General features: G+C 34.1%; 27 protein-coding genes and 4 pseudogenes. 10 read left to right on the forward strand and 21 right to left on the reverse strand.

The window, feature by feature from the left end; genetic code table 11:
• Window positions 1-45: 45 nt before the first annotated feature.
• The 3 genes and pseudogenes from ACEL90_RS03545 to rpmH all read right to left on the reverse strand — a co-directional run bounded on the left by ACEL90_RS03545 (window position 46) and on the right by rpmH (window position 872).
• Window positions 46-309, reverse strand: a complete 264-nt coding sequence (locus tag ACEL90_RS03545; RefSeq protein ID WP_077188558.1) for a hypothetical protein — start codon at window positions 307-309, stop codon at window positions 46-48.
• Window positions 310-394: 85 nt separating this feature from the next.
• Window positions 395-670 (reverse strand): annotated as a pseudogene (gene rnpA / locus ACEL90_RS03550) (ribonuclease P protein component); the annotation flags it as partial.
• Between the two features lie 67 nt (window positions 671-737).
• The gene (gene rpmH / locus ACEL90_RS03555) at window positions 738-872 is read right to left on the reverse strand and encodes a 50S ribosomal protein L34 (protein ID WP_006279898.1); all 135 of its coding nucleotides are present in this window, start codon (window positions 870-872) and stop codon (window positions 738-740) included.
• Window positions 873-979: 107 nt separating this feature from the next.
• Here rpmH and pstC point away from each other — a divergent pair, with 107 nt between their 5' ends.
• From pstC to ACEL90_RS03575, 4 genes are all read left to right on the forward strand, one after another.
• Window positions 980-2,068: a phosphate ABC transporter permease subunit PstC gene (pstC, locus tag ACEL90_RS03560; RefSeq protein ID WP_423349291.1), complete on the forward strand. Its 1,089-nt coding sequence runs from the start codon at window positions 980-982 to the stop codon at window positions 2,066-2,068.
• Between the two features lie 101 nt (window positions 2,069-2,169).
• Window positions 2,170-3,597, forward strand: coding sequence for a F0F1 ATP synthase subunit beta (gene atpD, locus ACEL90_RS03565; RefSeq protein ID WP_423348661.1), 1,428 nt, complete (start codon window positions 2,170-2,172; stop codon window positions 3,595-3,597).
• 12 nt (window positions 3,598-3,609) lie between these two features.
• Window positions 3,610-3,954, forward strand: a complete 345-nt coding sequence (locus ACEL90_RS03570; RefSeq protein ID WP_423348662.1) for a F0F1 ATP synthase subunit epsilon — start codon at window positions 3,610-3,612, stop codon at window positions 3,952-3,954.
• A gap of 386 nt (window positions 3,955-4,340) precedes the next feature.
• Window positions 4,341-4,559, forward strand: a complete 219-nt coding sequence (locus ACEL90_RS03575; RefSeq protein WP_423348663.1) for a hypothetical protein — start codon at window positions 4,341-4,343, stop codon at window positions 4,557-4,559.
• A gap of 93 nt (window positions 4,560-4,652) precedes the next feature.
• Here the strand turns inward: ACEL90_RS03575 and ACEL90_RS03580 are convergent.
• Both ACEL90_RS03580 and ACEL90_RS03585 read right to left on the reverse strand, forming a co-directional pair.
• A pseudogene (locus ACEL90_RS03580) lies at window positions 4,653-5,625 on the reverse strand (IS3 family transposase).
• Window positions 5,626-5,730: 105 nt separating this feature from the next.
• Complete coding sequence (locus ACEL90_RS03585) at window positions 5,731-6,441, reverse strand: class II aldolase/adducin family protein (RefSeq protein WP_423348664.1); 711 nt, start codon at window positions 6,439-6,441, stop codon at window positions 5,731-5,733.
• A gap of 280 nt (window positions 6,442-6,721) precedes the next feature.
• Here ACEL90_RS03585 and ACEL90_RS03590 point away from each other — a divergent pair, with 280 nt between their 5' ends.
• Window positions 6,722-7,345 (forward strand): hypothetical protein, encoded by a 624-nt coding sequence (locus ACEL90_RS03590; protein WP_423349292.1) that lies wholly within the window; start codon window positions 6,722-6,724, stop codon window positions 7,343-7,345.
• On the opposite strand, the gene tsaB is transcribed toward ACEL90_RS03590, so the two are convergent.
• The 3 genes from tsaB to ACEL90_RS03605 all read right to left on the reverse strand — a co-directional run bounded on the left by tsaB (window position 7,340) and on the right by ACEL90_RS03605 (window position 10,182).
• Complete coding sequence (tsaB, locus tag ACEL90_RS03595) at window positions 7,340-7,924, reverse strand: tRNA (adenosine(37)-N6)-threonylcarbamoyltransferase complex dimerization subunit type 1 TsaB (protein WP_155969018.1); 585 nt, start codon at window positions 7,922-7,924, stop codon at window positions 7,340-7,342. The genes ACEL90_RS03590 and tsaB overlap by 6 nt on opposite strands.
• A complete protein-coding gene (locus ACEL90_RS03600) occupies window positions 7,924-9,054 on the reverse strand; it encodes a cation:dicarboxylate symporter family transporter (protein WP_423349293.1) in 1,131 nt (376 codons plus the stop codon). The genes tsaB and ACEL90_RS03600 overlap by 1 nt, the downstream gene beginning before the upstream one ends.
• Window positions 9,055-9,192: 138 nt before the next feature.
• A complete protein-coding gene (locus ACEL90_RS03605; RefSeq protein WP_423348665.1) occupies window positions 9,193-10,182 on the reverse strand; it encodes a ribonucleotide-diphosphate reductase subunit beta in 990 nt (329 codons plus the stop codon).
• 130 nt (window positions 10,183-10,312) lie between these two features.
• Here ACEL90_RS03605 and ACEL90_RS03610 point away from each other — a divergent pair, with 130 nt between their 5' ends.
• On the forward strand, window positions 10,313-10,651 hold the full coding sequence (locus ACEL90_RS03610; RefSeq protein ID WP_423348666.1) for an outer membrane protein assembly factor BamE: 339 nt from the start codon (window positions 10,313-10,315) through the stop codon (window positions 10,649-10,651).
• 70 nt (window positions 10,652-10,721) lie between these two features.
• On the opposite strand, the gene ACEL90_RS03615 is transcribed toward ACEL90_RS03610, so the two are convergent.
• From ACEL90_RS03615 to ACEL90_RS03645, 7 genes and pseudogenes are all read right to left on the reverse strand, one after another.
• On the reverse strand, window positions 10,722-10,937 hold the full coding sequence (locus ACEL90_RS03615) for a hypothetical protein (RefSeq protein WP_423348667.1): 216 nt from the start codon (window positions 10,935-10,937) through the stop codon (window positions 10,722-10,724).
• A 7-nt stretch (window positions 10,938-10,944) separates the two neighbouring features.
• Window positions 10,945-11,877, reverse strand: a pseudogene (locus ACEL90_RS03620) (IS5 family transposase).
• Between the two features lie 166 nt (window positions 11,878-12,043).
• The gene (locus ACEL90_RS03625) at window positions 12,044-13,480 is read right to left on the reverse strand and encodes a Mur ligase family protein (RefSeq protein ID WP_423348668.1); all 1,437 of its coding nucleotides are present in this window, start codon (window positions 13,478-13,480) and stop codon (window positions 12,044-12,046) included.
• A complete protein-coding gene (metC, locus tag ACEL90_RS03630; RefSeq protein ID WP_423348669.1) occupies window positions 13,455-14,696 on the reverse strand; it encodes a cystathionine beta-lyase in 1,242 nt (413 codons plus the stop codon). The genes ACEL90_RS03625 and metC overlap by 26 nt, the downstream gene beginning before the upstream one ends.
• A gap of 7 nt (window positions 14,697-14,703) precedes the next feature.
• The gene (locus ACEL90_RS03635) at window positions 14,704-14,988 is read right to left on the reverse strand and encodes a BolA family protein (RefSeq protein ID WP_423348670.1); all 285 of its coding nucleotides are present in this window, start codon (window positions 14,986-14,988) and stop codon (window positions 14,704-14,706) included.
• A gap of 70 nt (window positions 14,989-15,058) precedes the next feature.
• The gene (dnaK, locus tag ACEL90_RS03640; RefSeq protein WP_012673300.1) at window positions 15,059-16,981 is read right to left on the reverse strand and encodes a molecular chaperone DnaK; all 1,923 of its coding nucleotides are present in this window, start codon (window positions 16,979-16,981) and stop codon (window positions 15,059-15,061) included.
• Window positions 16,982-17,067: 86 nt separating this feature from the next.
• Window positions 17,068-18,831 (reverse strand): Rne/Rng family ribonuclease, encoded by a 1,764-nt coding sequence (locus ACEL90_RS03645; protein ID WP_423348671.1) that lies wholly within the window; start codon window positions 18,829-18,831, stop codon window positions 17,068-17,070.
• A gap of 149 nt (window positions 18,832-18,980) precedes the next feature.
• Between ACEL90_RS03645 and rpmG the strand changes: the two genes are divergently transcribed.
• A complete protein-coding gene (rpmG, locus tag ACEL90_RS03650) occupies window positions 18,981-19,181 on the forward strand; it encodes a 50S ribosomal protein L33 (RefSeq protein ID WP_010082633.1) in 201 nt (66 codons plus the stop codon).
• A 73-nt stretch (window positions 19,182-19,254) separates the two neighbouring features.
• Entirely contained in the window at window positions 19,255-19,482 is a 228-nt protein-coding gene (locus tag ACEL90_RS03655; protein ID WP_423348672.1) for a helix-turn-helix domain-containing protein, read from the forward strand.
• A 383-nt stretch (window positions 19,483-19,865) separates the two neighbouring features.
• Here the strand turns inward: ACEL90_RS03655 and ACEL90_RS03660 are convergent, their stop codons facing one another.
• Window positions 19,866-20,747, reverse strand: a complete 882-nt coding sequence (locus ACEL90_RS03660; protein ID WP_423348673.1) for a zinc ABC transporter substrate-binding protein — start codon at window positions 20,745-20,747, stop codon at window positions 19,866-19,868.
• Here ACEL90_RS03660 and ACEL90_RS03665 point away from each other — a divergent pair.
• Both ACEL90_RS03665 and ubiB read left to right on the forward strand, forming a co-directional pair.
• Window positions 20,739-21,479, forward strand: a complete 741-nt coding sequence (locus ACEL90_RS03665; RefSeq protein WP_155969337.1) for a metal ABC transporter ATP-binding protein — start codon at window positions 20,739-20,741, stop codon at window positions 21,477-21,479. The genes ACEL90_RS03660 and ACEL90_RS03665 overlap by 9 nt on opposite strands.
• Complete coding sequence (gene ubiB, locus ACEL90_RS03670) at window positions 21,476-22,906, forward strand: 2-polyprenylphenol 6-hydroxylase (protein WP_155969335.1); 1,431 nt, start codon at window positions 21,476-21,478, stop codon at window positions 22,904-22,906. Before ACEL90_RS03665 ends, ubiB begins: the two co-directional genes overlap by 4 nt.
• Window positions 22,907-23,322: 416 nt before the next feature.
• On the opposite strand, the gene ACEL90_RS03675 is transcribed toward ubiB, so the two are convergent.
• The 5 genes and pseudogenes from ACEL90_RS03675 to ACEL90_RS03695 all read right to left on the reverse strand — a co-directional run bounded on the left by ACEL90_RS03675 (window position 23,323) and on the right by ACEL90_RS03695 (window position 25,796).
• Entirely contained in the window at window positions 23,323-23,658 is a 336-nt protein-coding gene (locus tag ACEL90_RS03675; protein ID WP_423348674.1) for a transposase, read from the reverse strand.
• A 135-nt stretch (window positions 23,659-23,793) separates the two neighbouring features.
• A pseudogene (locus ACEL90_RS03680) lies at window positions 23,794-24,015 on the reverse strand (IS630 transposase-related protein); the annotation flags it as partial.
• Between the two features lie 49 nt (window positions 24,016-24,064).
• A complete protein-coding gene (locus tag ACEL90_RS03685) occupies window positions 24,065-24,166 on the reverse strand; it encodes an IS630 transposase-related protein (protein WP_213863610.1) in 102 nt (33 codons plus the stop codon).
• Between the two features lie 176 nt (window positions 24,167-24,342).
• Complete coding sequence (locus tag ACEL90_RS03690; RefSeq protein ID WP_423348675.1) at window positions 24,343-24,900, reverse strand: hypothetical protein; 558 nt, start codon at window positions 24,898-24,900, stop codon at window positions 24,343-24,345.
• Entirely contained in the window at window positions 24,855-25,796 is a 942-nt protein-coding gene (locus ACEL90_RS03695; protein ID WP_423348676.1) for a hypothetical protein, read from the reverse strand. Before ACEL90_RS03695 ends, ACEL90_RS03690 begins: the two co-directional genes overlap by 46 nt.
• Between the last annotated feature and the right edge of the window lie 54 nt (window positions 25,797-25,850).

The raw sequence follows: 25,850 nt of genomic DNA on the forward strand, positions 1-25,850 counted from the left end.
ATATTTTAACTTTCTTGTTTTGTTACTATTCTTTAAGTTTTTACTTTAACTACGATATCTTTTTTTTCTTATATGTTCTTGGTCATTTTCTACATTATTTAGCATTGTTCCTACTTCCCCTAATTGATTCCCTTTTGAGGGAGAATTACTGATTTCTGGTAATATTACATTACCTCCCACTTTTTTAAATAATTCTTCTTGTTGGCGAAATGCTGACCTCCAATCTGTTCCTGTTCCTTTAGGAAGAAATAAGAATTGATACATCTGACCAAAGCCTGTGTTATTTACCTCCTTTATATGCTCTACCATTCACCACACCCATTAACTATTTTTAAAAATTTTACCTATATTATCATAAAAAATATAGTTGTAAATACCTTAATTGAGATTTTTTTTATTTTATCTTTTTTAAGCAAATAGTTAGATCTTTTTGTAAATTTTTATAACTTGCTTGCATAATGTTTCTATGAGTTAGTATTATGTAGTAGTGCCCTATATTACTTATATTTAAAATGCTAATTCTAGCAAGCATTCGTAGTTGCCTTTTTATTTTATTTCTTTTTGCTGCTTTTCCGGTTTTTTTACTGATAGCCAGACCTACTCTAATAGTATGAATGTACTTTTCAGGTTCTCTTTCTTTTATAGCGTACAGTGACATATAAAGCCCACGATAAAAAAGACTGTTGAGTGCTAACTTATTTTTGAAAGCAGAAGAAAAATCTTTTTTTTTATACTTACTATGCGCATAATTTGTTACACCCTAATGAACGGCGCCTATTAAGGATTTTTCTTCCAGCTCTTGTTGCCATACGTGAACGAAATCCGTGTCTGCGCTTTCTTATCAAATTTTTTGGTTGAAATGTTCTCTTCATTGTTTTTATATTAATATAATTATTTATTTTAAATTGTTTTACTTTATTGTCAAATAATGGTGAACTTGTATGACATTTTCGTAGAATAAAATTTGATACATAGAAGAATGAATTCGGTGATAGTCATACCTGTCTTACTAATCCTTTTATTTTGTTTTAGTAGGTTTCAAGAAGTAAATAAGGTTAAATCTTATCTATATCTTGGTTGTGTATGGATGCTAACTTGGTTGTTAGTATTCTATAATAATTGTTTTGTAACTTTTATTTCTATAGCGTTACTTTTTTTCATGCTTGCTTTTATCTTTAAAAATAAAAGAAATAAGATAATAAAACTTTCGTTATTTGTGGCTTTGGCCATATCATTTTTTATCACTTTATTTATAATGCTGTCTATTTTTATTCAATCCATTAGTTTTTTTAATAAAGTAGCTATTTCAGAATTCTTGTTTTGCTTGAAATGGGGCCACAATGTAGTCACTATCAATGAAGAGAAGATAGGATATTTTGGTATAGCGCCGCTTTTAGTTGGTACATTACTTATAACTATTATAGCAATGTTAGTTGTCGTTCCGCTTGGTTTATTTTCTGCAATATATATTAGTGAATATGCGAGTGAGAAAGTGCGTTATATTGTTAATACAACTTTGCAAGTTTTGTCTGCTATTCCTACGGTTGTATATGGATATTTCGCGGTTGTGTTTTTGTCTTTCTTTATAAAGCAGGTAGCAAATTTTTTTGGTTTAAGTATACACTCAGAAAGTGCCTTAGTTGCCGGTTTATCGATTGGGATAATGATTCTTCCTTTTATTATTTCTTTACTCGAAGATGCCATAAGATCTGTTCCAAAAAGCTTGCGTTATGGCTTCATGGCACTTGGTGCAACTCCAGCGGAAACTATATGGCATATAACAATACCTTATGCAATGCCTACAATTTTAAGTGCAATTTTATTGTCAATTTCAAGAGTGATAGGTGAAACAATGATTGTGCTAATGGCTGTGGGAATCAACGCAAATTTGACTTTTAACCCTCTTAATTCAGTTACTACCATTACCGTGCAGATCGCTACATTACTTACCGGAGATCAGGATTTCAATAGTGTACAAACTCTTGCTGCTTATGCGCTTAGTTTAGTATTGTTTATTATTACTTGGCTATTAAATGCATTTGCATTGTTTGTAATGAAGCGTAACTAGTAAGCGTTTTAATGTTGCAAAATTTCTATTAATAATATAAAATTTATTTTCTTTAGAAGTTCTTTTATGGAATTATAGTGTTAGGTGATAAAAATAAAGAGATGAATATAGGTAGAGCGATTAAGGTAACTCAAGCAGTTGTTGATATAAAATTTGAAGGTGAATTGCCTAAAATATTTAATGCTTTAAAAAGCAAACTAAAATATAAGGATAAGGAGCTGGTTTTAGAAGTTTCGCAGCATATAGGTGACAATATAGTTCGTTGTATTGCTATGGATAGCACAGATGGCATGTCAAGGGGGGATGAATTTGTTGATACAGGTGCACCAATATCGGTGCCAATTGGGCGTTCAACTTTAGGAAGGATTTTTAATGTTGTTGGAGAGCTTATAGATGAGTGTGGTCCACTGAAGGGAAAGTATAACTTAGAACCTATACACAGAGCACCTCCAAGTTTTACTGAACAGAGAATACAGGAAGAAGTTTTAGTTACGGGAATAAAAGTTATAGATCTTCTTGCACCTTATCTTAAAGGAGGAAAAATTGGCTTATTTGGTGGAGCCGGTGTTGGTAAAACAGTCCTAATAATGGAATTAATTAATAATATAGCAAAAGCTCATAAAGGATTTTCTGTGTTTGCCGGGGTAGGGGAGAGAATGCGTGAAGGTAACGATCTTTATCACGAGATGATCACTTCAAATGTAATAAATATAAATGAGCATGAAAAATCTCAAGCTGTTTTGGTTTATGGTCAGATGAATGAGCCTCCTGGAGCAAGGGCTAGAGTTGCTTTAACAGCACTTACTATGGCAGAATATTTCCGTGATAAGGAAAATCAAGATGTTCTATTTTTTGTGGATAATATCTTTAGATTTACACAAGCTGGTTCTGAAATTTCTGCTTTACTTGGAAGAATACCGTCAGCTGTTGGTTATCAGCCAACCCTTGCAACTGATATGGGTGCAATGCAAGAAAGAATAGCTTCAACAACTTCTGGCTCTATTACTTCTGTGCAAGCTATATATGTTCCTGCGGACGATTTGACTGATCCAGCCCCAGCAACTACATTCTCTCACCTTGATGCAACCACAGTGTTGTCAAGGCAAATAGCTGAAATGGGAATATACCCTGCTGTTGATCCACTTGATTCAACTTCTCAGTCTTTATCTGCTGAAATCATTGGTGAAGAACATTATAATGTAGCTTCTGAGGTGAAACGTATATTGCAAACTTATAAATCACTGCAAGATATTATCGCAATACTTGGTATGGATGAGCTATCTGATGAAGATAAAATTATTGTTGATAGGGCTCGTAAGATTCAGAAATTTCTTTCTCAACCTTTTCACGTTGCAGAAATATTTACTGGCATGCCTGGTAAATTTGTTTCACTTTCTGATACTGTTTCTAGTTTTAAAGGGATTGTTGAAGGCAAATATGATCACTTACCAGAGGCTGCTTTTTATATGGTGGGGAATATAGATGAAGCAATAAAAAAGGCTGAATTAATACAAGCTGAAGCTAAATAAAAGTTAAAGATTATGAGTACTTTTAAAGTGCAATTTTTCTCTCCTGATGATCAAATTTCATTCAGTGGAGTGGTTTCTCTTTCAGTAACTGGGCTCGAAGGGGAGCTTATGATTTTAGCTCACCATGCTCCTTACTTAATTTATTTATTGCCTGGTATGATTACTGTTAAAATGAGTAACCAAACAGAAAAGAAGGTTGTAATTGATAGTGGCGTATTAGAAGTTGCAAATAATAATTGTAGCATTATAACAAGTCAAATTCAGGTTTTTGATCGTGCAATTCATGATGAGAAATCGTTTAAAAATAAGAGAATTAGTATATATTTAAGTTATCTTGATGAGAAGTTTCTTTCTTAGTTATTTTAGGCAAAAAGTCAATTATCATTCAAGTGGCTATAAGATTTTTGCTCAGGGGGCTCTTTTTGTCATCCCAGAAACCCCGGGGTGTCATCCCAGTGTCGGAGTACTTTAGGTGTATGATCCCAGAGTGTGGTGGTATTGGACCATACACCTAATCAAATAAAAATTAAAGAAGGAGAGTTGGTTGTAACGGTTGGAGATAACGACTTTGTTTTACCTGGAATTTACGTTGGATAAACTACAAAAAATAACAGGTAAAAATCAACGTAAATTTAAGATAAATCGATTTTATTAGTATTATCAAATCAAAATCTGTTTTTAATTAATCAATAATACTTTTTTACATATTTTCATCCCCTTTCATGGATTTTTTAATTTTATAGATGATATCTAATATTATTAGAAGCATTGTAAAATATCTTATGAGAAAAATTATAAAATATATTAGCATTATTGGTATTGCATGTTTAGTATTGTTATTTTTTATATCTAATGTGGAAACACGCGTAAAAACACAGGAAGAACAATTATTCCTAGCTGTAGAAGATGGTAATGCACAAGAAGTAAAACTATTACTCAAAAATGGTGCAGACCTAAATTGACCTTACCCAGAAAAAGTAGAGAGAAAGTTAAGACGTTTTTATCATGAGAATAAATTGTGCAGGAATGCAATAGTTAATAGTAGAATGTCTACGTTATTTGTTATAAAAGATTTCTATGTATTCAAATATGGCAGTTCTGGTTTGTTGGGCGAGAAGTATCAATAAGCAGCTCCCTTTTAAGTGAACTTTTCTGCAACAGAGTTATCGTAACAACAGCCCTTATGGCTCATGCTGGAAATGATGTTTTTTGTATTCAATAGAAATTGGTAATTTTGAGAGGTATACTGTGACCCTTGATCGCTATGTAACAGCAGATTTTTATCGGGTTTGCGTTTATCAACGGCCATCAATAAAGAATCTATAACTAATTATCATGTTACTCATTAACCACCATGCGTGAGAATTATTGCCGCCAACAACCTTCTTTAGTTTTTATGTAGGTAATCCCAAACTTTATTTGGCTGATCAGTAGTAAAATTTTGATCCAATGTGTTCGGAGCCACAACTCGGTTGCTTATTTGCTGTTTTTTATTTTTGAACCTTCGTCTAAACTTGGCTTTAATGCCATTTTCTTGCATAACACTTTGTACTGTTTTAATTTTTGCCTAAAGCTTTTAATTCAGCGTGAATTTTAGGGGCTCCATATCTGCATTTAGAAGCTTGATGTATTTTTTGAATATCTGCTAGAAGCCCTTCTTTTGCTAATTCTTTACTGCTTTTTTCCTTAGCAACCCATACCACCAGTACAAAACCCTACATAGTTCCTGTGTTTTATAGCAATTTCTATATAAAAGAATACTTTACTCTTTTTCTTTGCCCAGGGCTTTTTTTTAAATGTCTCTTTCTCTTGTTAGTTCTTTTTTTAGATCAAATCTTTCTTTGTCATAAGGAGCCTTTGCCTGGAAATGCGTATGCTCCAGACATTTTTCCATCATATTTTCTTACTTAACATACTGCCATCTATACCTAGATCTTTTGCTATTTTTGTACTTGCTTGACCTGTTTCTTTAACCAGCTTAACAGCTTCTAATTTGAATTCTGCTGTATATTCTCTTCTATTTGTCATATTTTGAAAAAACGTTTTATTTTACTCCAAAAACGTTTTAACTTTCTCTCTACTTTTTCTGGGTAAGGTCACTACTTGGATGACAGGTAGTAGTGCGAAAGTCTCTTACAACTTACTTTTAATTAGTCTAACCCATGCGTGCCAATCCCTCTCACCAAGATTGCTTTCAAAAGATAGGAGATCCTTTACAGCTTTTGAGCAAATTTCTTCACTTGGAATTGATAACTCCTTATTCATTGCTAACGTTAAACATTGAGTTTTGCACGCTCGTTCTAAATGATATGTGTAGAACATTGCTTCTTGTATAGTCCGACCACACGTTATAGATCCATGATTACGCATTAACATGACAAAATTTTCTTTCAGATCAGCTATTAACCTCTTTCCTTCTGCATCGCTAAGTGCTAGGGAATTATAATTATGGTAAGAGATTTTATTGTAAAAGTGCAGTGCCCATTGACTTATAGGAAGCAGCCCATCTTTGAGAGAAGAAACCGCTACAATAGAAGGTGTATGCAAGTGAAAAATTGCTTGAATATCTTTCCTTGCTTGATAAACAAAACCATGAATTATATAGCCAGTTCTATTATATTGATATTCTTTGCCTTCAATTACATCTCCATCAAATGATACTTTCATTAACGAACGTTCATCTACTTCATCAAAACGCATACCAAACGGATAAATACAAAACGACTTTTGATCTTCAGAACGCACTGAAAGGTGAGTATATGTATGATCATCGAACTTAAGGTAGGACAAAATCTGATAGGCATAGACTAGATCCCTTTTTACTCTGCTCTTTGTTAACAACACAATCCTCTGTTAGAATCTTCTGAAGGTTTATACGCGAAAAGAGACTTGTAGTAAACTAATAAGTCTATGCCACTCTGTCTTGCTTTCTGAATACCAAACACTTTTGTGTTGTAGCTTGCTTAAAAATAGTTATCGTTATTATAGAGTTTATATACAGAATTTATGTTTTTAAATTACATAATATCTTAACTACAAAAATAATTTTCTATATAATATTTCATATGTTTTAAAGCTTCATTTTTATGTTATTATGAATGTAAGTTTCAAGATTGAAAATAATATGGTAAATATTAACACAAAAAAACAGCCAGCAGGATTTTTCATATATCTCTCTGGTCTTTCGGGAAGTGGTAAACTTTCCACAGCAATAGAATTATCCGATATGATAGACGCATTAATTGTAAATAGCAAGTTCTATAACAATGTTCAAGCTTGCTCTATATACGATGGTGTCTTTGAACGTGATCAAATACCTAAAGAAGTTCAAGATAGAATATATGGCATTATGCAAATTATGCTTCAGGTAATAGAAAATTATCCGATTCACTCAAAAAATTACATATTTATTGGTGAGTTGATGGAAAATAATGGCCAGAACATGAGGATGTATGATTCAATAGTAAGGCTTAGTAAAAAAATGAACACAGAAATCCTTCCTGTGGTACTTAGGTGTGATCTACCGACATTACAAAAGCGTATTGCATTAAAAAGGCAAAGAAAAAATAGGAAGGTGATTAATCTAAATAGCATGATAGAGCAATTTAGGATTAACAATTTATTTACACCACCGAGTGCTATAGAGATAGAAAATTCAAATATGAGTATAAAAGAAGTAGCTCAAGAGATAGTAAACCAGATGCACAAGCTTAGCCAAATTGCGTGTATGCAAAAAAATAGTCTATAGCAATTTCATATACTGAGGCTCATTTAAATATAGAGCTTCAACTTCATTTAATTTTTGCTTGTTCTTCAGTCTATAATGAACTAATAGCCCTGCATGGCTAGCATTTAAATTGCAATCCATATGTGTACTGCTTGTAGCGTAACCAGGGTCACATGCTGCAGTTGGACCAGACAGCGGCAATAAATTGAAATCAAATAACTGTGTATAAAACCCTTGAGCATTTTTGATTATAGCTCTGATATTTTTTTTGCTATTTGCACAAAGCAAAGATATTGCGTAGGCTTGAACTTCCAGCGCACTAACCCCGTATAACGGCTTATTTGTAGCAAGATTTATACCTTGTGCAGCTGATATACCAACTCTAATTCCAGTGAAACTTCCTGGTCCAACTACTACCGCCAAATGATCTATTTTATCATAATTATAGTTGTGCTTATCAAATAAAGTACTTAGTATTTGAAAAAATGATTCTGCATGACTATTGCTGGTGGAATTGTGCTCTACAAAACAGTTACCATCATAATCAACTATTGCTATTGAACTACCAATACCTACAGTATCAATCGCTAAAATAGACATTACTTAAGCTTATCATAGAGTTTTGAAAATATTATAGTAAAGGCACCATTACCCATAACATTTGCTGAAGTGATTATTGGATCAAACACTATATACAATGCTGTAATTAACGAAAGCATTTCTGGAGAGAATTTGAGATATTTCTCAAGAATAGGTAGCATTACCATAATTCCTCCTGCCGGCACTGCCACGATAGCAAACTTAAATAACAAAAAATAGAGAAGAAAAGTTACATAATCTATTGTGAACAATGAATAACCGGAGGCAATTATCATTGATAATATTATGATAAAAAAGCAATCACCTACTAAATGAAAGCTAGCAGTTATTGGTACAACAGACGATGCTATGTCAGGTTGCTTTACATTTTTTTTGCTTCCTTCAAGAGTAAGTGGCATAGTTGCATTACTAGACATTGTGCCCATTGCAGTAATAAATGCCGGTATCATATTGCCTATACTAGCTATCCAGCTTGTGATCTTGAATGAATTTGCTGCTCCATATAAGAGGAAAACATAAAGGTAGGTTGCAGATGCTATAATAATGAAAATTATTGAGTAATCCTTAAATATTATAGATAAAACTTGATCATGCTGCATTTTTAAAGCAAGCCCAAGTACAAATATTGGAATAATCGGCGTCAAAAACGTCTTCAAAATAAAGAGAGTTAAATCTAACATTTTGTTCGAAAGCTCTTTGCTTTTCTTGGGTAGCAGTGTGGACACTACTATGCTGGACACAAATCCACAGGCAAGGGCATAAAAATTAGAAAGCAATGCAGGCAGCCTAAACGACCATAAGGGAACAATTGTTTCTTCATACGTTATATCTTGTATTGAATGAGTGTTTTGTATGATAAAATGCCCAACAGAATAAGCTATTAAACTTGAAGCCAGATTTGACAAGAAGATCATTATAATAAGTAACAATATGAACTTTATAGCTGACTGCTTAAGATTGTTAACACTGCTAAAGATTAACGCAAAAATAATAAAAGGCATTATAAATAGCAAAACCTCTTTTATACTCAGGCTCGTTGAGTACAAGAAGGTTTTTGCTTCCATTGGAACTAAATGACCAAAGAATGCAACTGAAGTGATCACCGTGAGTAAGATTAATAGTTGTAGCACGTTCTTATATACCAATGTCCTATGGACATACATATGGTAAGTTAGTTGTTAAGTAAAGCAAAACTGTCTAAACTGCACAGCAAATGACGTAATGAAAGTAGCTGACACTGGAATGACAAAGAAGAGTGAAATTAGCACTTATTTATTGTTTGTGTCGTTTTCAGTAAAAGCTTCCTCCCATGTGCCTTGAGTTGCTGCGCGGCTATATTCTGTTACTCTATTTTCAAAGAAATTCGTATGTTCCACGCCATTTAGTATTTCATCAAGCCACGGAATAGGATTATCATTGACATCATATATGGATTCAAGACCTAATTGCATTAACCGTCTGTTTGCTACGTAGCGTATGTAATTGCGCACTTCTTCTGCGGATAGTCCTTCAACGTCTCCGAAATCAAAAGCAAGCTTTATAAACTCATCCTCAAGTTCAACAATAGTGCGACATGCAGAATATAATTCCTCTTTAAACTCGTCGTCCCAAATTTCATTATTCTCTTTAATAAATGTATTAAACAACATGATAATTGAATTGGTGTGCAAAGTTTCATCACGGGCTGACCAGGCAATTATTTGTCCCATGCCTTTCATTTTTCCAAAGCGTTGAAAATTGAGCAAAATTGCAAATGATGCGAATAACTGCAACCCCTCGGTAAATGCACCAAACACTGCTAGAGTTTTAGCTACATGTTTTTTATCGTGTTTTTTGCTTTCCTCGAATTCTAACATGTATTCATACTTCTTTCTCATAGCATCATACTTTAAGAATGCTTGATACTCGCTTTCTGGCATGCCAATTGTGTCTAAAAGATAAGAATAAGCTGCAATGTGTATGGTTTCCATATTGGAAAAGCTTGCAAGCATCATGCATACTTCTGTTGGCTTAAATATATTTGAATAATGCCTCATGTAGCAGTTATTTACTTCAATGTCTGCCTGAGTAAAGAATCTAAAGATCTGGGTTAGTAGATTTTTTTCTACACTTGAAAGTTTAGTTTTCCAATCCTTCACGTCATCAGCGAGCGGAACTTCTTCAGGTATCCAATGTATCCTTTGTTGCTGTAGCCACGCATCATAAGCCCAAGGGTAATTAAAAGGTTTGTATATTGGATCTGCTTTTAACAATGACATAAGACACCTATTATTTTCTAAAGTAAATATTATATTAAGTGATATTTAGGATCAGTCAATTTAACTTTTTGAAATTTGACGGCAGGTAATTTATTAGTGTATTATAGCTTCAAGTAATTTATCAATAGAAATGCGAGTATTAATATCCTTTGTTTTATTATTTTTAGTAAGCTGCACTCACACTATTCACAATCACGGAGCTCCTGGCATTAGCGTTGAATTGTGGAGCAAGATAAAAGTAGGTGACGATAAAGAAAAAGTGGTTCACACTTTAGGATCACCAACATTAGTATCAAAGTTTGATGACAATGTTTGGTACTATGTCTCATATAAAATTAAACAAGCTAACTTCTTAGGAAAAAGGAAGTATAGCAGTAAGTCTCTGCAAATTTCATTTGATCAGGACGGTAAAATTGCAGATATAAAAGAAACTGACATCTTAGAGAGATCTTTGGCTGTTTCTGATTGAAAGTTTGCTCAGATCTTCCTACGTCATACCGCGGTTCATTCCATAACTGTACGAACATTGCGATTTTGGCCTACCAGAAGGGTGTCATGAAAGTAGCTGACACTAGTTCCTTTATGACGGCAGTGCCCAGACTACTTGGATCCAGGAAACTTAATTGCAAGTAATGCATTGGGTTTGGTAAGTATGGGTTTTGCGTTATAGAATGAAGCACTTTTGGTGAATTTGTAAAGAAAACTGGATTCCAGTGAGCTTTGTTGCATCGCTCTTCGGATAGTAGGTAACGCACAATAAATTTATGAAGCTATCTCAAATTTAGCCATACCAATATCAGTGAATTTATTAAGCAAATAGCATTTGATTAGCAGTTCTTTTTCTCGATTTATCTCAGATTTATTCCTAAAACTAAATCCGAATGTTTGTTTCAGTCGCGAGAAAAAACTTTCTATATAAGATCTTTTTCCATAACTCATCTCTTTTTTCCACTTCTTTATACCATCTTCATCATATGACTTTATGAGCTTGACTGCAGAATTTCTCTCAGCCATACTTTGGATGCTCTGCTGCGTTGTTTTTCGGAGGAATTTTCGTTTTTATACCATATTGATTACACAGCTTATAGAGCTTTTCTCTGTCATATGCCCTATCTGCATATAGTACTTTTATGACATACTGAAAATCGACTTCTTTTAGCAAATCACAAGCTCCATAGTGATCAGCCATTACTGTATTTTACAGCTATGGCTTTTTTGCTGTTTGTATTCAACATTACATGCAATTTTCTTGTCTGTTCATAGCTGCGATACTTTCTATCTTCGCTATTTTCTTTGCTATGACCAGGAGTGTTGTTGTATATACTAATTCCTGTACTATCTATAGCAATTTCGATATCTTCCATATTATTTTCTGCAATCATTTATCTTAATATTAAGTTTCTTAAACCTTCTTGATGATTGTGAATAGCTGATAACTTGCAAATTTTTCCCAATTTGCTCAAGGTATCCTGCTATAAACCCAACTGTTTGCCTCAGGCCTATTCTAAATAAACAAGTTATTATGTGCACCAAAATTACAACTTTATCACTATAAATATTGTTGCCACCTGGTATTTTTGGACCATTCTCGTACCACTTTTCTATGGCGTCATTGATATAACAAAAAATGCTTCCTCTTTCTTGGAGAAATTTGTTATATTCATGGCAGTTACTGACTCTCATTTTTTGTGGCATATTTTTTCTTCAACAGTTAAATGGCTATTTATAATGAATTTTGTCAGTAACTGCCAGTTCTTTTCACTTGAGCGATGCAACAAAGCCATCCCAGTGTCAAGCACTGGGATGACATCACTTTTGCTTCAATATTCGCACATTAGCGGAGGTAAGCCCATTGCGAAAATCAGTATGTTAAGGCATGATTTTTAATAACCTCAACATCGCTAAATTCAAAAGTTTGGTTGCCTATAATTTGAAATTTCTCATTTCCCTTTCCTGCAACTAGCAGAATCATACCCTCGTTATAGGCAATATCTACGCCTTTCTCTATAGCTTCTCTCCTACCTCCTATCTCCAGTGCATCAGGGCAATGTAGCAAAATATCGTGGCGAATTTTTGCCGGATCTTCATCACGCGAATTATCATCTGTAATTATTACTTTATCTGCATACATTTGTGCTATTTTGCCCATTTCTGAACGTTTCGTCTGATCGCGATTTCCACCGCATCCAAAAACTAGAATTATTTTTTTGTTGATATGCCATTTTAAAGACAATAGGGCTTGTTTAAGCGCACTTGGAGTATGAGCGTAATCCACGAATGCAAAAGGTTTCACTTTTTCCATTCTTCCTGGTGGAGAAACGAGTTTTTCTACGCATATTTCTCTGTAATTTAATCCAGATATACCAATTGCACATAGCAGATTATATGCTTGAAATTTTCCTAAAACTGGGAAAAATGTATTGTAAATTTGGTTATCAATTTTTACTGTAAGATGTTGACCATTAGGGGTTGATGTTTGCTCTAATAAAGTAATATCAGAGCCTTTTTTTCCATAAGTCACAACTTTATTACTGCGTTTTTCAGCTATTTTAAGCAATGCGCCGTATTCATCTATATCCGCATTTAAAATCGCTGTTTTTCCTTCTGGTAATACTTCGTAAAATAACCTTTTTTTAGTTTCTAAATATCCACCAAGACTTTTATGGTAATCTAAATGATCTTGCGAGAAATTAGTAAAAGCTGCAGCACTCAACTTTAATCCATGGATTCTATATTGATCAATCCCATGACTTGATGCTTCTAACACTAAGTGCTCTACGTTTTTATTATCTATATCACGTAATGCTGCGTAAAGGTCATCTGCACCTGGAGTGGTAAGACTGTTGCTATTACCTTTTCTACCATTATTGATGCATGTTCCAAGTGTTCCAATAGACGCAGCATTATAGCCAGCGTTTTGCCAGATCTGGCGGCAAAATTCTACTACTGAAGTCTTGCCATTTGTGCCTGTTACAGCAGCAACATATTTTGGCTGTTTGAATTGATAAAACCTGCTGACTATTTCGCTGTATATTTCTTGAGGGTTTGGGTGGAAGATACAGATTCCAGCATCACGCGTTGGAATGATACCAAGGCTTGAAGCTTCTGTTATGCAATCACTTGCAATTATCGCTTTAGCTCCACAAGATAATATCTGATCTATGTAAATCCTATCCCTTTCTGACACACAAACAAAAAGATAACCTTCCTTGATTTTCTTGGGATTATATGTGACGCCTTTGGTTTCAATATCAAAGTTAACATCAATAATGTTATGCAGTAATTCTCTCAGTTTCATGTCCTACTTCATCGTTTTGAAAGTCTAAACATGGTAACCTTTTTAGTGCGTCATTAAGGTCAAAGATCAAATCTTCAGGATCTTCCAGTCCACAAAATATCCGTATAAAACTTCCACCATAATCTGAATTCATTACAGATCTTGACATAGATCTACGATCTATTGGTAATATCAAACTGTCGCACCCTCCCCAAGAAGCACCGATACCAAAAATTTTCATGTGATCAACCATGCAGCTTAGTTCTTCACATGAATATTCTCTACCCAATACTATACTGAATACGCCGCTTGCTCCTTTAAAGTAACTTTTCCATAATTCGTGTTGAGGATGGGAGGGAAGTGCTGGGTACAAAACTTTTTTGATTTTTAAATGTTTTTCTAGCCACTTTGCCACTTCCATTGCTGTATTTTGGTGCCTTTTTATACGTGTGTGCAGTGTTCTTAGTCCCCTATGTGCAAGGTAGCAGTCGTGCGATTGAATGGTTACCCCATAATTTTTATGGCTCTCATAAAGCAATTTAAAAGTTTCACCTTCAGCAACCATAGCTCCCATCACTAAATCTGAGTGACCGGCTAGATACTTTGTTACCGCATATAGTGCAACATCAATTCCATAATCAAGCGGCTTAAATAACAAAGGAGTGGCCCATGAATTGTCGCAAACGGTTACGATTCCACGTTCTTTAGCAACTTTTACTATATGCTCTATATTCGAAATCTCAAACGTTACAGAACCAGGAGTCTCGATCATTATCAATGAAGTACTACTCTGAATTAAATCAGTTATATCCTGTGTTGGATCATAAAAAGTTACTTCTATTCCCCTGTTTGGTAACTCATTTTCGGCAAATCTCTTGAGTCGGTAATAACTGTTATCCTGAATTAAAACATGAGAACCTGCTTTAGTGAAAGTCAAAATAGCAAAAGTAAGTGCAAATAGTCCGGAAGGAAAAATAAGCGCTTGTCCACTCCCTTCAATTTCAGCCAGTGCATTTGAAAAATAATGAACAGTGGGAGTACCAACATTACTATAGCTGTAATCTCTTGCAACATCATCGTTGATTACATCGTATATACTTTCTCCATTTGCTGCATTTAAGTAGTCCTTGTAAGTAGGGAATAATATGGTAGAAGAATGATAAACTGGCGGGTTCATAGAACCTTTATAGTCATTAAATTTTCTTCCTGCTTTAACTAATATAGACTCTTCCTTCACATTTTTATTATTTATTTTTTAAATTGTACTCATCTTGCGTATACAAGTAAAGAGAAATTGCATGTATTAGCTCTATCTCACCCTTCAATAACTCATAAATCAACTTGTGTCTTTTTAGAACGCTCATTCCAATAAAGCCGTCAGATATTAATATTAATTTAATGTGCGAAGGTAATGTTGAAGATGAAGCAAAATAATGATCAGCATGCTTTGCTGATTCATCGATAATGTTGATATCAATTACATCTATCGAATCGCGTATCTTTTCTTCTATTGTTTTAATAATATCCATAATGGTTTCTTTAAGCAACAATATGCTCCTCTTGTCACCCCAGTATCAGCTACTTGGATGACAATCGCAATTACTTATTCTCTTCTTTATTATCTATGTCTTGATAATCAGAATCTACTACTTTTTCCTCTTTATCATTTGGATTTCCTTCTGATGAAAAGCCATTTTCAGCACTATTTTGTTGAGATGCTTGATACATAGCTTCTCCAAGTTTCATAGATAATTGAGAAAGATTAGTGACTTTCTGCTGTATTGAATCAGCGTCATCAATGTTATCAGATTTACTAACTTCTTTTAATTCGTTAACTGCATTTTCAATAGCAGATCTATCTTCTGGTGAAACTTTATCACCATACTCTGTCAGAGACTTTTCTGTAGAATGGACTAAGCTATCCGCTTGATTCTTCACTTCAATAAACTTTTTGCGCTTTTCATCTTCTTGCGCTTTTTCTTCAGCTTCTTTTACCATGCGATTTATTTCATCATCAGATAAACCACCTGAAGATTGAATGCGTATTTTTTGCTCTTTTCCAGTAGCTTTATCTTTTGCAGAAACGTGTGCTATTCCATTTGCATCTATATCAAATGTCACTTCAATTTGTGGCCTTCCGCGCGGAGCAGGAGGTATCCCTTCCAAACTAAACTGACCGAGTAGCTTATTATCAACTGCCAGTTTTCTTTCACCCTGATGCACCTTAATTGTAACAGCTGTTTGGTTATCTTCTGCAGTTGAAAACACCTGAGATTTTTTAGTAGGAATTGTAGTATTACGCTCAATAAGTGGAGTGAATACTCCTCCTAGAGTTTCAATACCAAGAGAAAGTGGGGTCACATCAAGTAGTAACACATCTCTTACATCACCTTGAATGATCCCCGCCTGTATTGCAGCTCCAATTGCTACAACTTCATCAGGGTTAACTCCTCTATGTGGATCTTTGCCAAAGAATTCTTTAACTTTCTCTATGACTTTTGGCATACGAGTCATGCCACCAACAAGAACCACTTCGCCAATTTGACTAGCAGATAAACCAGCATCCTCAAGAGCTTTTTTACAAGGAGCCATAGTTCTTTCGATTAAATCATTCACTAAGCTTTCAAGTTTTGCTCTCGTTAATTTCATATTTAAGTGTTTTGGACCACTTGCATCAGCTGTAATAAACGGTAGATTTATTTCCGTTTCCATTGCACTTGATAATTCAATTTTCGCTTTTTCAGCAGCTTCTTTGATTCTTTGCATAGCCATTGGATCATTTTTCAAATCAATGCCGTTACTTTTCTTGAATTCATCTAGTAAATAACTCACTACTCCATTATCAAAGTCTTCACCTCCAAGATGGGTATCACCGTTTGTTGCTTTCACTTCGAAAACTCCATCACCTATTTCAAGTATTGAAACGTCAAATGTACCACCACCAAGGTCATATACTACTATTGTGTGTCCATGTTTCTTATCAAGACCATAAGCAAGTGCTGCAGCAGTCGGTTCATTTACTATTCTGAGTACATTTAATCCGGCAATTTTTCCTGCATCTTTTGTTGCTTGACGTTGAGAGTCGTTGAAGTATGCTGGCACTGTTATCACAGCATCTTTTACTTCCTCTCCAAGATAAGCTTCTGCTGCCTCTTTCATGTTTTGTAGTATAAATGCACCAATTTGACTAGGAGAATATTCTTTATTATCAGTTGTTTTAACCCATGCATCACCACTTTTTGCTGCAAATACTTTGTATGGTACACTTAGATTTTTCATCTCAGGATCACTATATTGACGGCCTATTAATCTCTTAGTAGCAAAAAAGGTATTACTTGCATTGGTGGTTGCTTGCCTTTTTGCTGGAGCACCAATCAACCTTTCTCCTGAAGAAGTCAATGCAACTATAGATGGAGTAGTTCTTGCCCCTTCTTTATTTTCTATTACCTTCGTATCCTTGCCCTGCATTATTGCAACACAAGAATTTGTTGTTCCGAGATCTATGCCTATTGCTCTTCCCATAATGAGTACCCCATTGTAAATATTATCTGATATAAGAATATATAAGTATAGGGCTCATTAATTACAAGCCCAATTTAGGTTTCTAATTAGTTATTAGAACTTAAAAGGCGCGAAAGCCACTTAGTCAGCCAAAAATTGCCTCGTAGTTTATTTGAATTATCAGCTTCTTCATTGCTGCTATCCCCAATTTGGTATCCAGAGTTCTGTAATGGCTTATAACCGTTTAAATTAACATCATCTCCTTGTTTTAAAACAAATGTATTTACATCTAAACTGTTATCAATACTAACGTTCAATGTAATATTAAACTCTTTTTCGATTGTAGAAACTGTATTGCGTTTGTTATTAAAAATGTGCGCTATAACTGCACTGTGTGCTACTAAATCAAAAGACTTATTTCGATTCTTGTTAGCAATATGTTGTAAATCCCTTAGTATTGATGAAACAATTACTTCGTTTGATTTTACTCTTCCAGTACCTTTGCAGTGTAAACACTCTGTAGTATTAATTTCTTGTATGTTTGGTTTAATTCTTTGTCTTGAAAATACCATTAAACCAAAGTCATTTATGTAGCTAAGTTGAACTTTAGCTTTATCATCTTTAAACGCTTGCTTTATAGCAGACTCAATAGCTCTGCAATACTGATATTTCAACATATCAATAAAATCGACTACTATTAATCCTGATAGGCCCCTAAGATTCACCTGTCTTGATATTTCAGGTACTGCTTCCATGTTGGTTCTATAAGCTGTTTCTTCTATGCTATCTTCTCCTGTCATCTTTCCTGAATTTACGTCTATTGAAACAAACGCCTCAGTTAAAGTTATTATCAAAGACCCACCAGATGGCAATTCTACTCTATTGCTATATAACTCAGAAATTTGATCTTCGATTCCGTAGTAAGTAAAGATCGGAGCATAACCTCTATACAATCTATAGCGCAACTTACTACCTTTTAGTGCATTGTTAGCATATTGCCTAACTGCCTCAAAAGCTTCCTTTCCAGACACTATAACTTCTATACCATCGCTACAAAAATCACGAACAGATCTCATAATTACATCTGCTTCATTGTAAATTAATGATGGAACGTTTACAGAGAAGGCATTTTTTTGAATGCTCTGCCACAATGAGGATAAGTAATTGTAATCCTGCTCAATTTCTTTCTTATTTTTTCCTGAACCAAAAGTTCTTACTATTAAACCTGATCTTTTTGGCAAGTTTATTGAACTCAGTATCTCCTTTAACTGCTTTCTGACATTAGCATCTTCAATTCTGCGGGACACTCCACCTTTGCTCATGGAATTTGGCATGAAAACACAGTATCTACCCACTAAAGTTATGTATGTTGTAAATGAAGCTCCTTTATTGCCTCGTTCCTCTTTAGTTAGCTGGACCAATACTTTTTGATTTACTGAAATAACATCTTGTAATTTGTATTTTTTATATAAAGGTACCTCTCTTACAAAACCACTACCTGATTCGTTGACATTCTTACTAGCTGCAGAATCTGAAGAAACATTTGCTGAGGCTTCCTCTATACAATCGTCATTTGAGTAGCCCTCAAAGATAGTTTCCTTTTCTTTTTCTGGAATGTTGAAGTAATCTAGAGATATCTCGGAAAAAGACAAAAAACCTTGCTTATTTTTTCCATATTCAATAAATACGGCTTGCAAAGAAGGCTCTATACGCTTTATATAAGCAACGTATATATTACCTCTTAATTGTTTTTTTTCCTTGAATTCTTGTTCAAATTCTACAACCTTGTTATTAATTGACAAGGCAACTCTTACCTCATTAGAACAGATAGAATTTTCTATCAATAATACCCTTTTACCACTATTTGTCACTTATTTACCGTTTGCTTTTTATTCTGAAGTTAACTTTATGCTACTTAATGCACTGTTGATTGTCAAGGATTTTGCAATCTGCATTATTCGATTGACTTTTAGTATTTTGCGTAATAAACTCGCGTAGAATTTATTATATCATTATAAGTATGGCGAAAAAAAATGCTTCTTTGCTCGTTAAGTTAGTCAGCACTGCAATCAAGATAACAAAAACTGGTGAAGAAAAATCAACTGGCTATTTTTATGTAAAAAAGCGTAATCCAAAAAAGCTCACCAAAAAACTGGAGTTTAGGAAGTATGACCCAGTAGTCAGAAGGCATGTGTTATTTAAAGAAGAAAAACTAAAGTAATTTTTTTATAAGGAGTTTTATTATTGTGCAAAATTTACAATTAAGTTATCCTATAATAGTAGAGTTGGGGGATGTGAAAGATACAAAACTGAAATTAATAAAGGTCATTGCACAATTAATAAGTAAGAAGTACACAACACAGAAAAAAGCAGCAAACGCTCTAAAGATTGATCAACCTAAAGTATCTCAAATCAATAGGTCAAAAATCGAAGGGTTCTCCTTAGAATACTTGCTTAACTTATTGATTGTATTGGGCCAAGAGATAAACGTAAGAATAAAGCATAATTCTAAACCTGCATAATATGGTATCCGTTCAGCGGAGTGGCAAAATAAGGTAGACAAGATAAATCAACCCCGGTGTCAAGCACTGGGATGACGAGGTATAAACCTTATCGTCATGCCGCCGCGAACCGTCATACTGCGATTCATTCGCGGTATCTCTAGATCCCGCTAACAAGTAGCGGGATGACGATTATCAGGCCAGCACCCCTACGATGTCATCCCAGTCTGGGATCCAGGAATTTTATTAAGTTAGTAAGCATAAAAGTAGCCGTTTTATGTTAAAATACAACGTTTTGATGATTATGAAAAAGCTGGATTCCAGACTGGAATGACACCATTTGTTGTAAACTCACTTCTTCTTGATTTGCAGAACAATAAAACAGTAAGCTAAAAGGGAACTTATTACTCAACAAAACAAGACTTAAAATTTTGTGCAATGCTATTGATTATAGCTAGATATGCATCTTTTCCAGGCTCTATGTCTGATCCAATAGGATCAAGAACTACCATTTTTGCATCATTAGAAAGGGCGTTAAGCTTTATGCTATCTTCCTGTGAATGAGCAAATATACATTTAACGTTTTCTTCCTTCATTATCTTTTTTAGCTTCATTAAACTCTTCATACCTATGTAGGAATCCTCTTCTATGGAAAGAATAGCGCTTGGATGATTTAGACCGAAATATTTTTCAAAATATTGATAAGCATCGTGAGTGACGATATATTTTTGATTTTTAAAATCATTCAGTTCTTTCATAATTTCTTTTACTTCTTGGTCTATTTTTTTTATAGCTTTTGTTGCATTAGAACTGTATCGATGGGAATTTTCTTTATCTATGTTAGACAATGTTGCACTTATAGAAAGTATCATGCTCTTTGCATTTTCGGGACTCAGCCAAATGTGTAAATCTTTTTCATCTTTAATGTGAGTAATTTTTCTAGAAAATGAATGTGGCCGAGTAGGAAGTAGGTTGATTGCCTTTGACAATTGCACTAGTTCTTTATTATTTTTGGCGAAAGTTTGAACAAACGTCTCTAAGTTATCGTCAACATAAAATATAACGTCACTTGATTCTAAATTACTCGCATCAGATGGCTTTAATATATAATTATGTGCAGATGTTGCATAGCCAAGCAATTCCGGTTCTAAAATCCCTTCTGTAACAGAAGCTACAAGTGAGTGGATAGGTTTGATTGTAGCTACAACTTTTAAATTGGATGAAAAGGCGATATTATAGTATAGTGTAAATGAAAGTAATAGAAAAAAAGTCAGTAAATGTCTCATATAAACGTTGAGAAGAAGTTAAATTTTGTCAATAAATTGAATAATGTCAATAATCGTGTTCTAAAAATAGAAAATCTTGCTCTCGCATATGATGGTAAAAGAATCCTTGACAATATCAATATGTTCATGGAAAGAGGAGACATAATTACAATACTTGGTCCAAATGGTGGAGGTAAAACCTCTTTAGTGAAAGCAATTGCTGGTATAAATAAAAATTATACTGGAAATATTGTGTTAGCTGAGAACACAAAAATTAGCTACATGCCGCAAAATTTTAGTATTAGTAATTTGATGCCAATAACAGTTGAATATTTTCTTTTAAATAGCTCCTTGAAAAGACTAAAGAAAAATCAATCCATTATTACAGAAACGATAGAGTTGGTTGGTATCGGTAACATTTTGAAGAATCAAGTGTTAGAAATTTCTGCAGGGCAAACACAATTATTGCTACTTGCACGTTGTTTAATTGCAGAGCCTGACTTGATCATTCTAGATGAACCAGTTAGTGCAATGGATATTAACGCGCGGGCTAAATTTTATGATATTATAAATAAAATAGCAAAAAAACGATTGGTATCGATTCTTATGACTTCTCATGATCTTAACTCTGCTCTACCGTCCTCAGATTACATAATTTGTATAAATAATACTATCTATTGCCAAGGCAAGCCTGATGAGATTATGAAAAATAGAACCCTAAATGAAATATTTAGCAGTTACGCAGCGAAATGATTCAAAATATTTTGCGTCTTCTGCACATAACTACGGTGCTGACGCGTTACAATATATTACCTTATTTACTTCCACCATCAAAAAAATCAATAAATAAAATACAAGGCCACAAGCTAAAGTGTGCTCTTGAAAAATTAGGTCCGGTGTTCATTAAGTTTGGGCAGTCTATCTCATCACGTACTGATGTTTTAAATGAAGATATAACAAATAACTTGTTATTGATATGTGATAGATTGCCATCGTTTTCACATAAAATAGCAGTTAAAACTATAGAAAGTGAGTTTAATTGTAAATTGAGCGACATTTTTTCAAGCTTTTCTGAAAAGCCAATTGCAGCAGCATCGATTTCTCAGGTGCATAGAGCAGTTACAACTGAGGGTAAGGAAGTTGCTGTGAAGGTTTTAAGGCCAAATATTGAGAAAACATTCTCAAGGGATATAAAAATGCTTTCTTGGCTCGCAGAAATTGCAGAAAAATTTAGCGAACAATCAAAAAGGCTGAGGCCAATTGAATTAGTTAAAACTTTTGCTGAAATTTGCCGATTAGAGTTAGATCTACGTTTTGAAGCTGCTCACTCTTCGGAACTAAAGGAAAACACAAAAAATGACAGAGGTTTTTACGTACCTGAAGTAGATTGGAATAGAACTTCGAAAAAGGTTTTAACATTAGAATGGATAGAAGCAACGCCAATATACGAAGTTGAAAAACTGAATAATCATAAGCAAATAGCTATCAATCTTATAGAATCGTTTTGTAATCAGGTATACAGGGATTGTTTTTTTCATGCTGATATGCATCCTGGAAATCTAATGGTTGATAGTAATAACAATATTATTGCTCTGGATTGTGGAATCATGGGTAGAATAGATCGTGAGACATGCTATTACGTTATAGAGATACTCAAAGGCTTTTTAAATCGGGATTATGATCACGTTGCAAAAATGCACTTTAAAGCTGGTTACGTTTCATCACAGCATAGAAATTTTGTCACAGCTTGCAGGGCAATAGGTGAACCCATTATTGGGCAGCCTATACAGAAGATTTCATTTGCTAGTTTACTTGCTCAGCTATTAAAAATAACTGGTGATTTTGATATGAAAGTTCAAACACAATTGTTATTGCTGCAGAAAACTATGATTTTACTGGAAGGGACATGTAGAAAGATCTACCCAGAAATCAATATGTGGAAAGTAGTTGAAGCGTGGATAAGCAGTCAACATGAAAGTAAAATAGGGTATAGGGAAAAAATTAGAAGTTCTTATCCTGTAAAAACAATCCAAGGGATATTTAGCCTTATAGAAAAATTAAACCTAATAGCTGATAAAAAATTAGAAAACATCCAAATTAAAAATAAATCAAATGGAAAAGTCTATTTTTTATTGTGGTTTGTAATTATAATTCTAATCGTTAAACTTTTAATTTCTTAAACTATGGGAAAAAACTGCGTCAAATCCAATTTTTATTCAACTTAATTTTTAATCTGCAGGAGCCGAGTTGAGAATGTCCAATTTTCCACTTTCTTTATGTATCTGTTCAGCAGAGTGGCAAAATAAGGTAGACGAGAAAAGACAACTATAGGAACAAATGGGTGTCATGCCAGTGCGTGACACTGGCCTCTTGTTTCAATGTTAAACAAAATACCATAGAATTCAAAAAGACAATTCCTAGAAAATTTCTACATCCAAAAAAGGCATAAGTTATGTTAATGCTGTTTGAATGAGATGATATAAGGATAAGCCAAATTTTTACAAAGAAAACATTTCAAGCAGCAAGACACCTTTGATTGAAAGAGAGCACCAAATTTATGGGGTGAGTAACTGCGCTATTTCAACTATAGTATTTTCTAAAACGAATGATAAACGTCTAAAATGGTATTACCAAGTAAAAGGTGTAAGTCTGTACATTGATGCATTAGAGGTCTGAGGCAACTTTTGATGGTGTGCCAACAATGCTCTATCGGATTTAGATCAGGTGAATATGTTGGAAGATAAAGCAAATGACAGCCAAAAGACTCTATTAATGACTTTGTTTTGGGAGTTTTATGGAATGTAGCATTATCCATAACTATGGTTGTATCACGCTGTAATTGTGGAAGTAATCTTCGCTCTAACCATACATTAAATATATCTTTATTACACCCTCCTGTGAAGGTCATTGGTGCAATAAACTTCTCATCCACCTATTATACTCACTCTTTCCCGCTTTTTTCCTGGAACATCAGCATATATTTTTTCTCCTCTTGGAGCTCGTGCATATTCTCGGTATAGTCTATTATCAACTCCTGCTTCATCTATATATAAAATGCTACAGTGGTCTATTTTTGAGACTTTATCGATAAATTGCTGCCTATCTTCTTGATTGCGCTCTTGATAGAATGTGACTTTTTTTTAAAGGTTATTTTTAGCTGTCTTAATCTATACCAAATTGCACTTATCCCAAAGCCAAGGTTTTGTTTCATTTCTGCTAGTGTGTGATCTGGGTGTTTTTTGACATATTCTTTGAGTATTTCTGGATCTATTTTTCGAATAAAACCAGTACTTTTTACCGCTTTGAGACCTTGGCCAGTAGCTTTCTTTTTTAGCCATCTATATAGTGTCTATCTCAAAAACCTCTGCAACTTCAACCTTTGACTTTCCTTTTTCTACCAAAGACACTGCTTTTTCCCTTAAATCTACACTATATACCATCGCTTTCCCTACTTTAAAAAAACATATTATACCTTTATCATTCGCTTTTGAAAATACTATAGTTAGCGGAATGACGGTTTTTCAAATTGTCGGTAAATCTAAGTCAGTTTAGCTATAATTTCCTAAATTTGCTCACAATCTCTTGACTTGACACATATGTTTTTTCCCAAATGTTACTATCTTCCTCCTTTTCCTTTCTCAATTTGTGCAACCATTTCCTTTACATTTGCATGCGTGAGAAGGGAATTTTTGCTGATATGAGATTTTGGATCAGATTTTGCTGTTACGTGTTTCGTTGCAGATCTTTTATTCTCTGTTAGAAATGAATGAGATTGTTTTTTCTTCACACCGATATCCGCTTGTGCTGCTGGAGTGGTTTTGCTTTCAGCAAGCTGTACATTAGCATTTCCTTTTGCTTGATTTTGCTCAAATTTTTCTTTTAATGCCTTTACTTTACTGCCCATCTCGCGATTAGCTCCTCCTTTCATAGTAGCTGCTGCTACTTTTGGTATCGCCTTACCAGCAGCTTTTTGTGCTGATTTCCTATTGTCTTGATTTTCAGATTTTAGTGGTACTCTTTCAGCTGATTTTTTAAGAATTACTCCTACTACTTTTGGCTCTGTGCTTACTTTTTGATTAGCACGGCTTAGATTTTTAGGCTTTGGCGGTACTGCAGGTTTATCTTTGATTACCACTTTCGATTCTTGTCTAACTTCTTGACCAGTAGTAAACATTTTTTTTGGCACTTGCGGTGGTTTTGGTGGTACGAGGGATTGAGGTTGTTGTTTCTGCTTACGTTCTTTTTTGCTTCTATATGTTCTTTAGGAACTGTTGCATAAATTGGCTCTTCTTTGGGCGATTTTGAACTCTGCGAATTTTCTATTAAAATTTTACTCTTCTTCTCTTGATAATTTGATATCTCTTTGTATACAGACTCTTCATTTAATGAACTTCCATAGCCTGAATCTTCTCTCTGCTCACATAAAGGATTTTCCTTTTGCTTTTTCTCTTGATAATTTGATATGTCTTCATATTCAGACTCCTGATCTAATGAACTTTCATAGCCTGAATCCTCAGAAGGATTTTCCTTAGCATCAGGCATACTAAAACTATTAGCTCCTTTTAGTAAAGAAGATGTAGACTTTGCCTTGCTTTCTCCATCTGAGGATATTTCTGATTTAAAGCGTACCTTCCTCGAATCTGGAGCAGCCGGAGGTGCTGTTGTTGGTCGCTTTATTTGCCTCATGCGATTACCACCTAATTTTTCTTTCGGCTGTTCTTCTTTTCGCAGCTCAAAAGTACCTTCCTTTTGCTTTCTACCTTCCAAACTCACTTCGTGTGATCTATCTTTTCCTTGACTCTTTTCACTTTGTTCTAAATTTAAAGAATCTTTTAAAATATTATTTTTTCTGAAATCTTTTTCTAATTGTTCCAAGAGATCAATTTTTTTTAAAATTCTTGTATACTTAGCTGCTGTTTCTAAAGTGAAACTTGACAACTCATCATTTACAAAATTACTTATACTACTGTTCTTGGTTGGAAAAATTTTTCCCAAAATTCTATTCATTAATGTTTTAAAAAGACCTAATGGCTGTTCTACATAATTGTTCAAGTCAGTATATATAACCATACGCGTCAAGTTAAGGAAATAAAGGTATGAAAGAGATAGAATAATAAGGTATAA

It is taken from the genome of Wolbachia sp. wLmal, from assembly GCF_049435495.1.
GTDB classification, from domain to species: domain Bacteria; phylum Pseudomonadota; class Alphaproteobacteria; order Rickettsiales; family Anaplasmataceae; genus Wolbachia; species Wolbachia pipientis.

Excerpts from the sequence above, each read along its gene's own strand:
- ACEL90_RS03545 (WP_077188558.1), bottom strand. The coding sequence starts at position 309 with ATGGTAGAGCATATAAAGGAGGTAAATAACACAGGCTTTGGTCAGATG.
- rpmH (WP_006279898.1), bottom strand. The coding sequence starts at position 872 with ATGAAGAGAACATTTCAACCAAAAAATTTGATAAGAAAGCGCAGACAC.
- pstC (WP_423349291.1), top strand. The coding sequence starts at position 980 with ATGAATTCGGTGATAGTCATACCTGTCTTACTAATCCTTTTATTTTGT.
- atpD (WP_423348661.1), top strand. The coding sequence starts at position 2,170 with ATGAATATAGGTAGAGCGATTAAGGTAACTCAAGCAGTTGTTGATATA.
- ACEL90_RS03570 (WP_423348662.1), top strand. The coding sequence starts at position 3,610 with ATGAGTACTTTTAAAGTGCAATTTTTCTCTCCTGATGATCAAATTTCA.
- ACEL90_RS03575 (WP_423348663.1), top strand. The coding sequence starts at position 4,341 with ATGATATCTAATATTATTAGAAGCATTGTAAAATATCTTATGAGAAAA.
- ACEL90_RS03590 (WP_423349292.1), top strand. The coding sequence starts at position 6,722 with ATGGTAAATATTAACACAAAAAAACAGCCAGCAGGATTTTTCATATAT.
- tsaB (WP_155969018.1), bottom strand. The coding sequence starts at position 7,924 with ATGTCTATTTTAGCGATTGATACTGTAGGTATTGGTAGTTCAATAGCA.
- ACEL90_RS03605 (WP_423348665.1), bottom strand. The coding sequence starts at position 10,182 with ATGTCATTGTTAAAAGCAGATCCAATATACAAACCTTTTAATTACCCT.
- ACEL90_RS03610 (WP_423348666.1), top strand. The coding sequence starts at position 10,313 with ATGCGAGTATTAATATCCTTTGTTTTATTATTTTTAGTAAGCTGCACT.
- ACEL90_RS03625 (WP_423348668.1), bottom strand. The coding sequence starts at position 13,480 with ATGAAACTGAGAGAATTACTGCATAACATTATTGATGTTAACTTTGAT.
- ACEL90_RS03635 (WP_423348670.1), bottom strand. The coding sequence starts at position 14,988 with ATGGATATTATTAAAACAATAGAAGAAAAGATACGCGATTCGATAGAT.
- dnaK (WP_012673300.1), bottom strand. The coding sequence starts at position 16,981 with ATGGGAAGAGCAATAGGCATAGATCTCGGAACAACAAATTCTTGTGTT.
- rpmG (WP_010082633.1), top strand. The coding sequence starts at position 18,981 with ATGGCGAAAAAAAATGCTTCTTTGCTCGTTAAGTTAGTCAGCACTGCA.
- ACEL90_RS03665 (WP_155969337.1), top strand. The coding sequence starts at position 20,739 with ATGTCTCATATAAACGTTGAGAAGAAGTTAAATTTTGTCAATAAATTG.
- ACEL90_RS03660 (WP_423348673.1), bottom strand. The coding sequence starts at position 20,747 with ATGAGACATTTACTGACTTTTTTTCTATTACTTTCATTTACACTATAC.
- ubiB (WP_155969335.1), top strand. The coding sequence starts at position 21,476 with ATGATTCAAAATATTTTGCGTCTTCTGCACATAACTACGGTGCTGACG.
- ACEL90_RS03685 (WP_213863610.1), bottom strand. The coding sequence starts at position 24,166 with ATGGTATATAGTGTAGATTTAAGGGAAAAAGCAGTGTCTTTGGTAGAA.
- ACEL90_RS03690 (WP_423348675.1), bottom strand. The coding sequence starts at position 24,900 with ATGTTTACTACTGGTCAAGAAGTTAGACAAGAATCGAAAGTGGTAATC.
- ACEL90_RS03695 (WP_423348676.1), bottom strand. The coding sequence starts at position 25,796 with ATGGTTATATATACTGACTTGAACAATTATGTAGAACAGCCATTAGGT.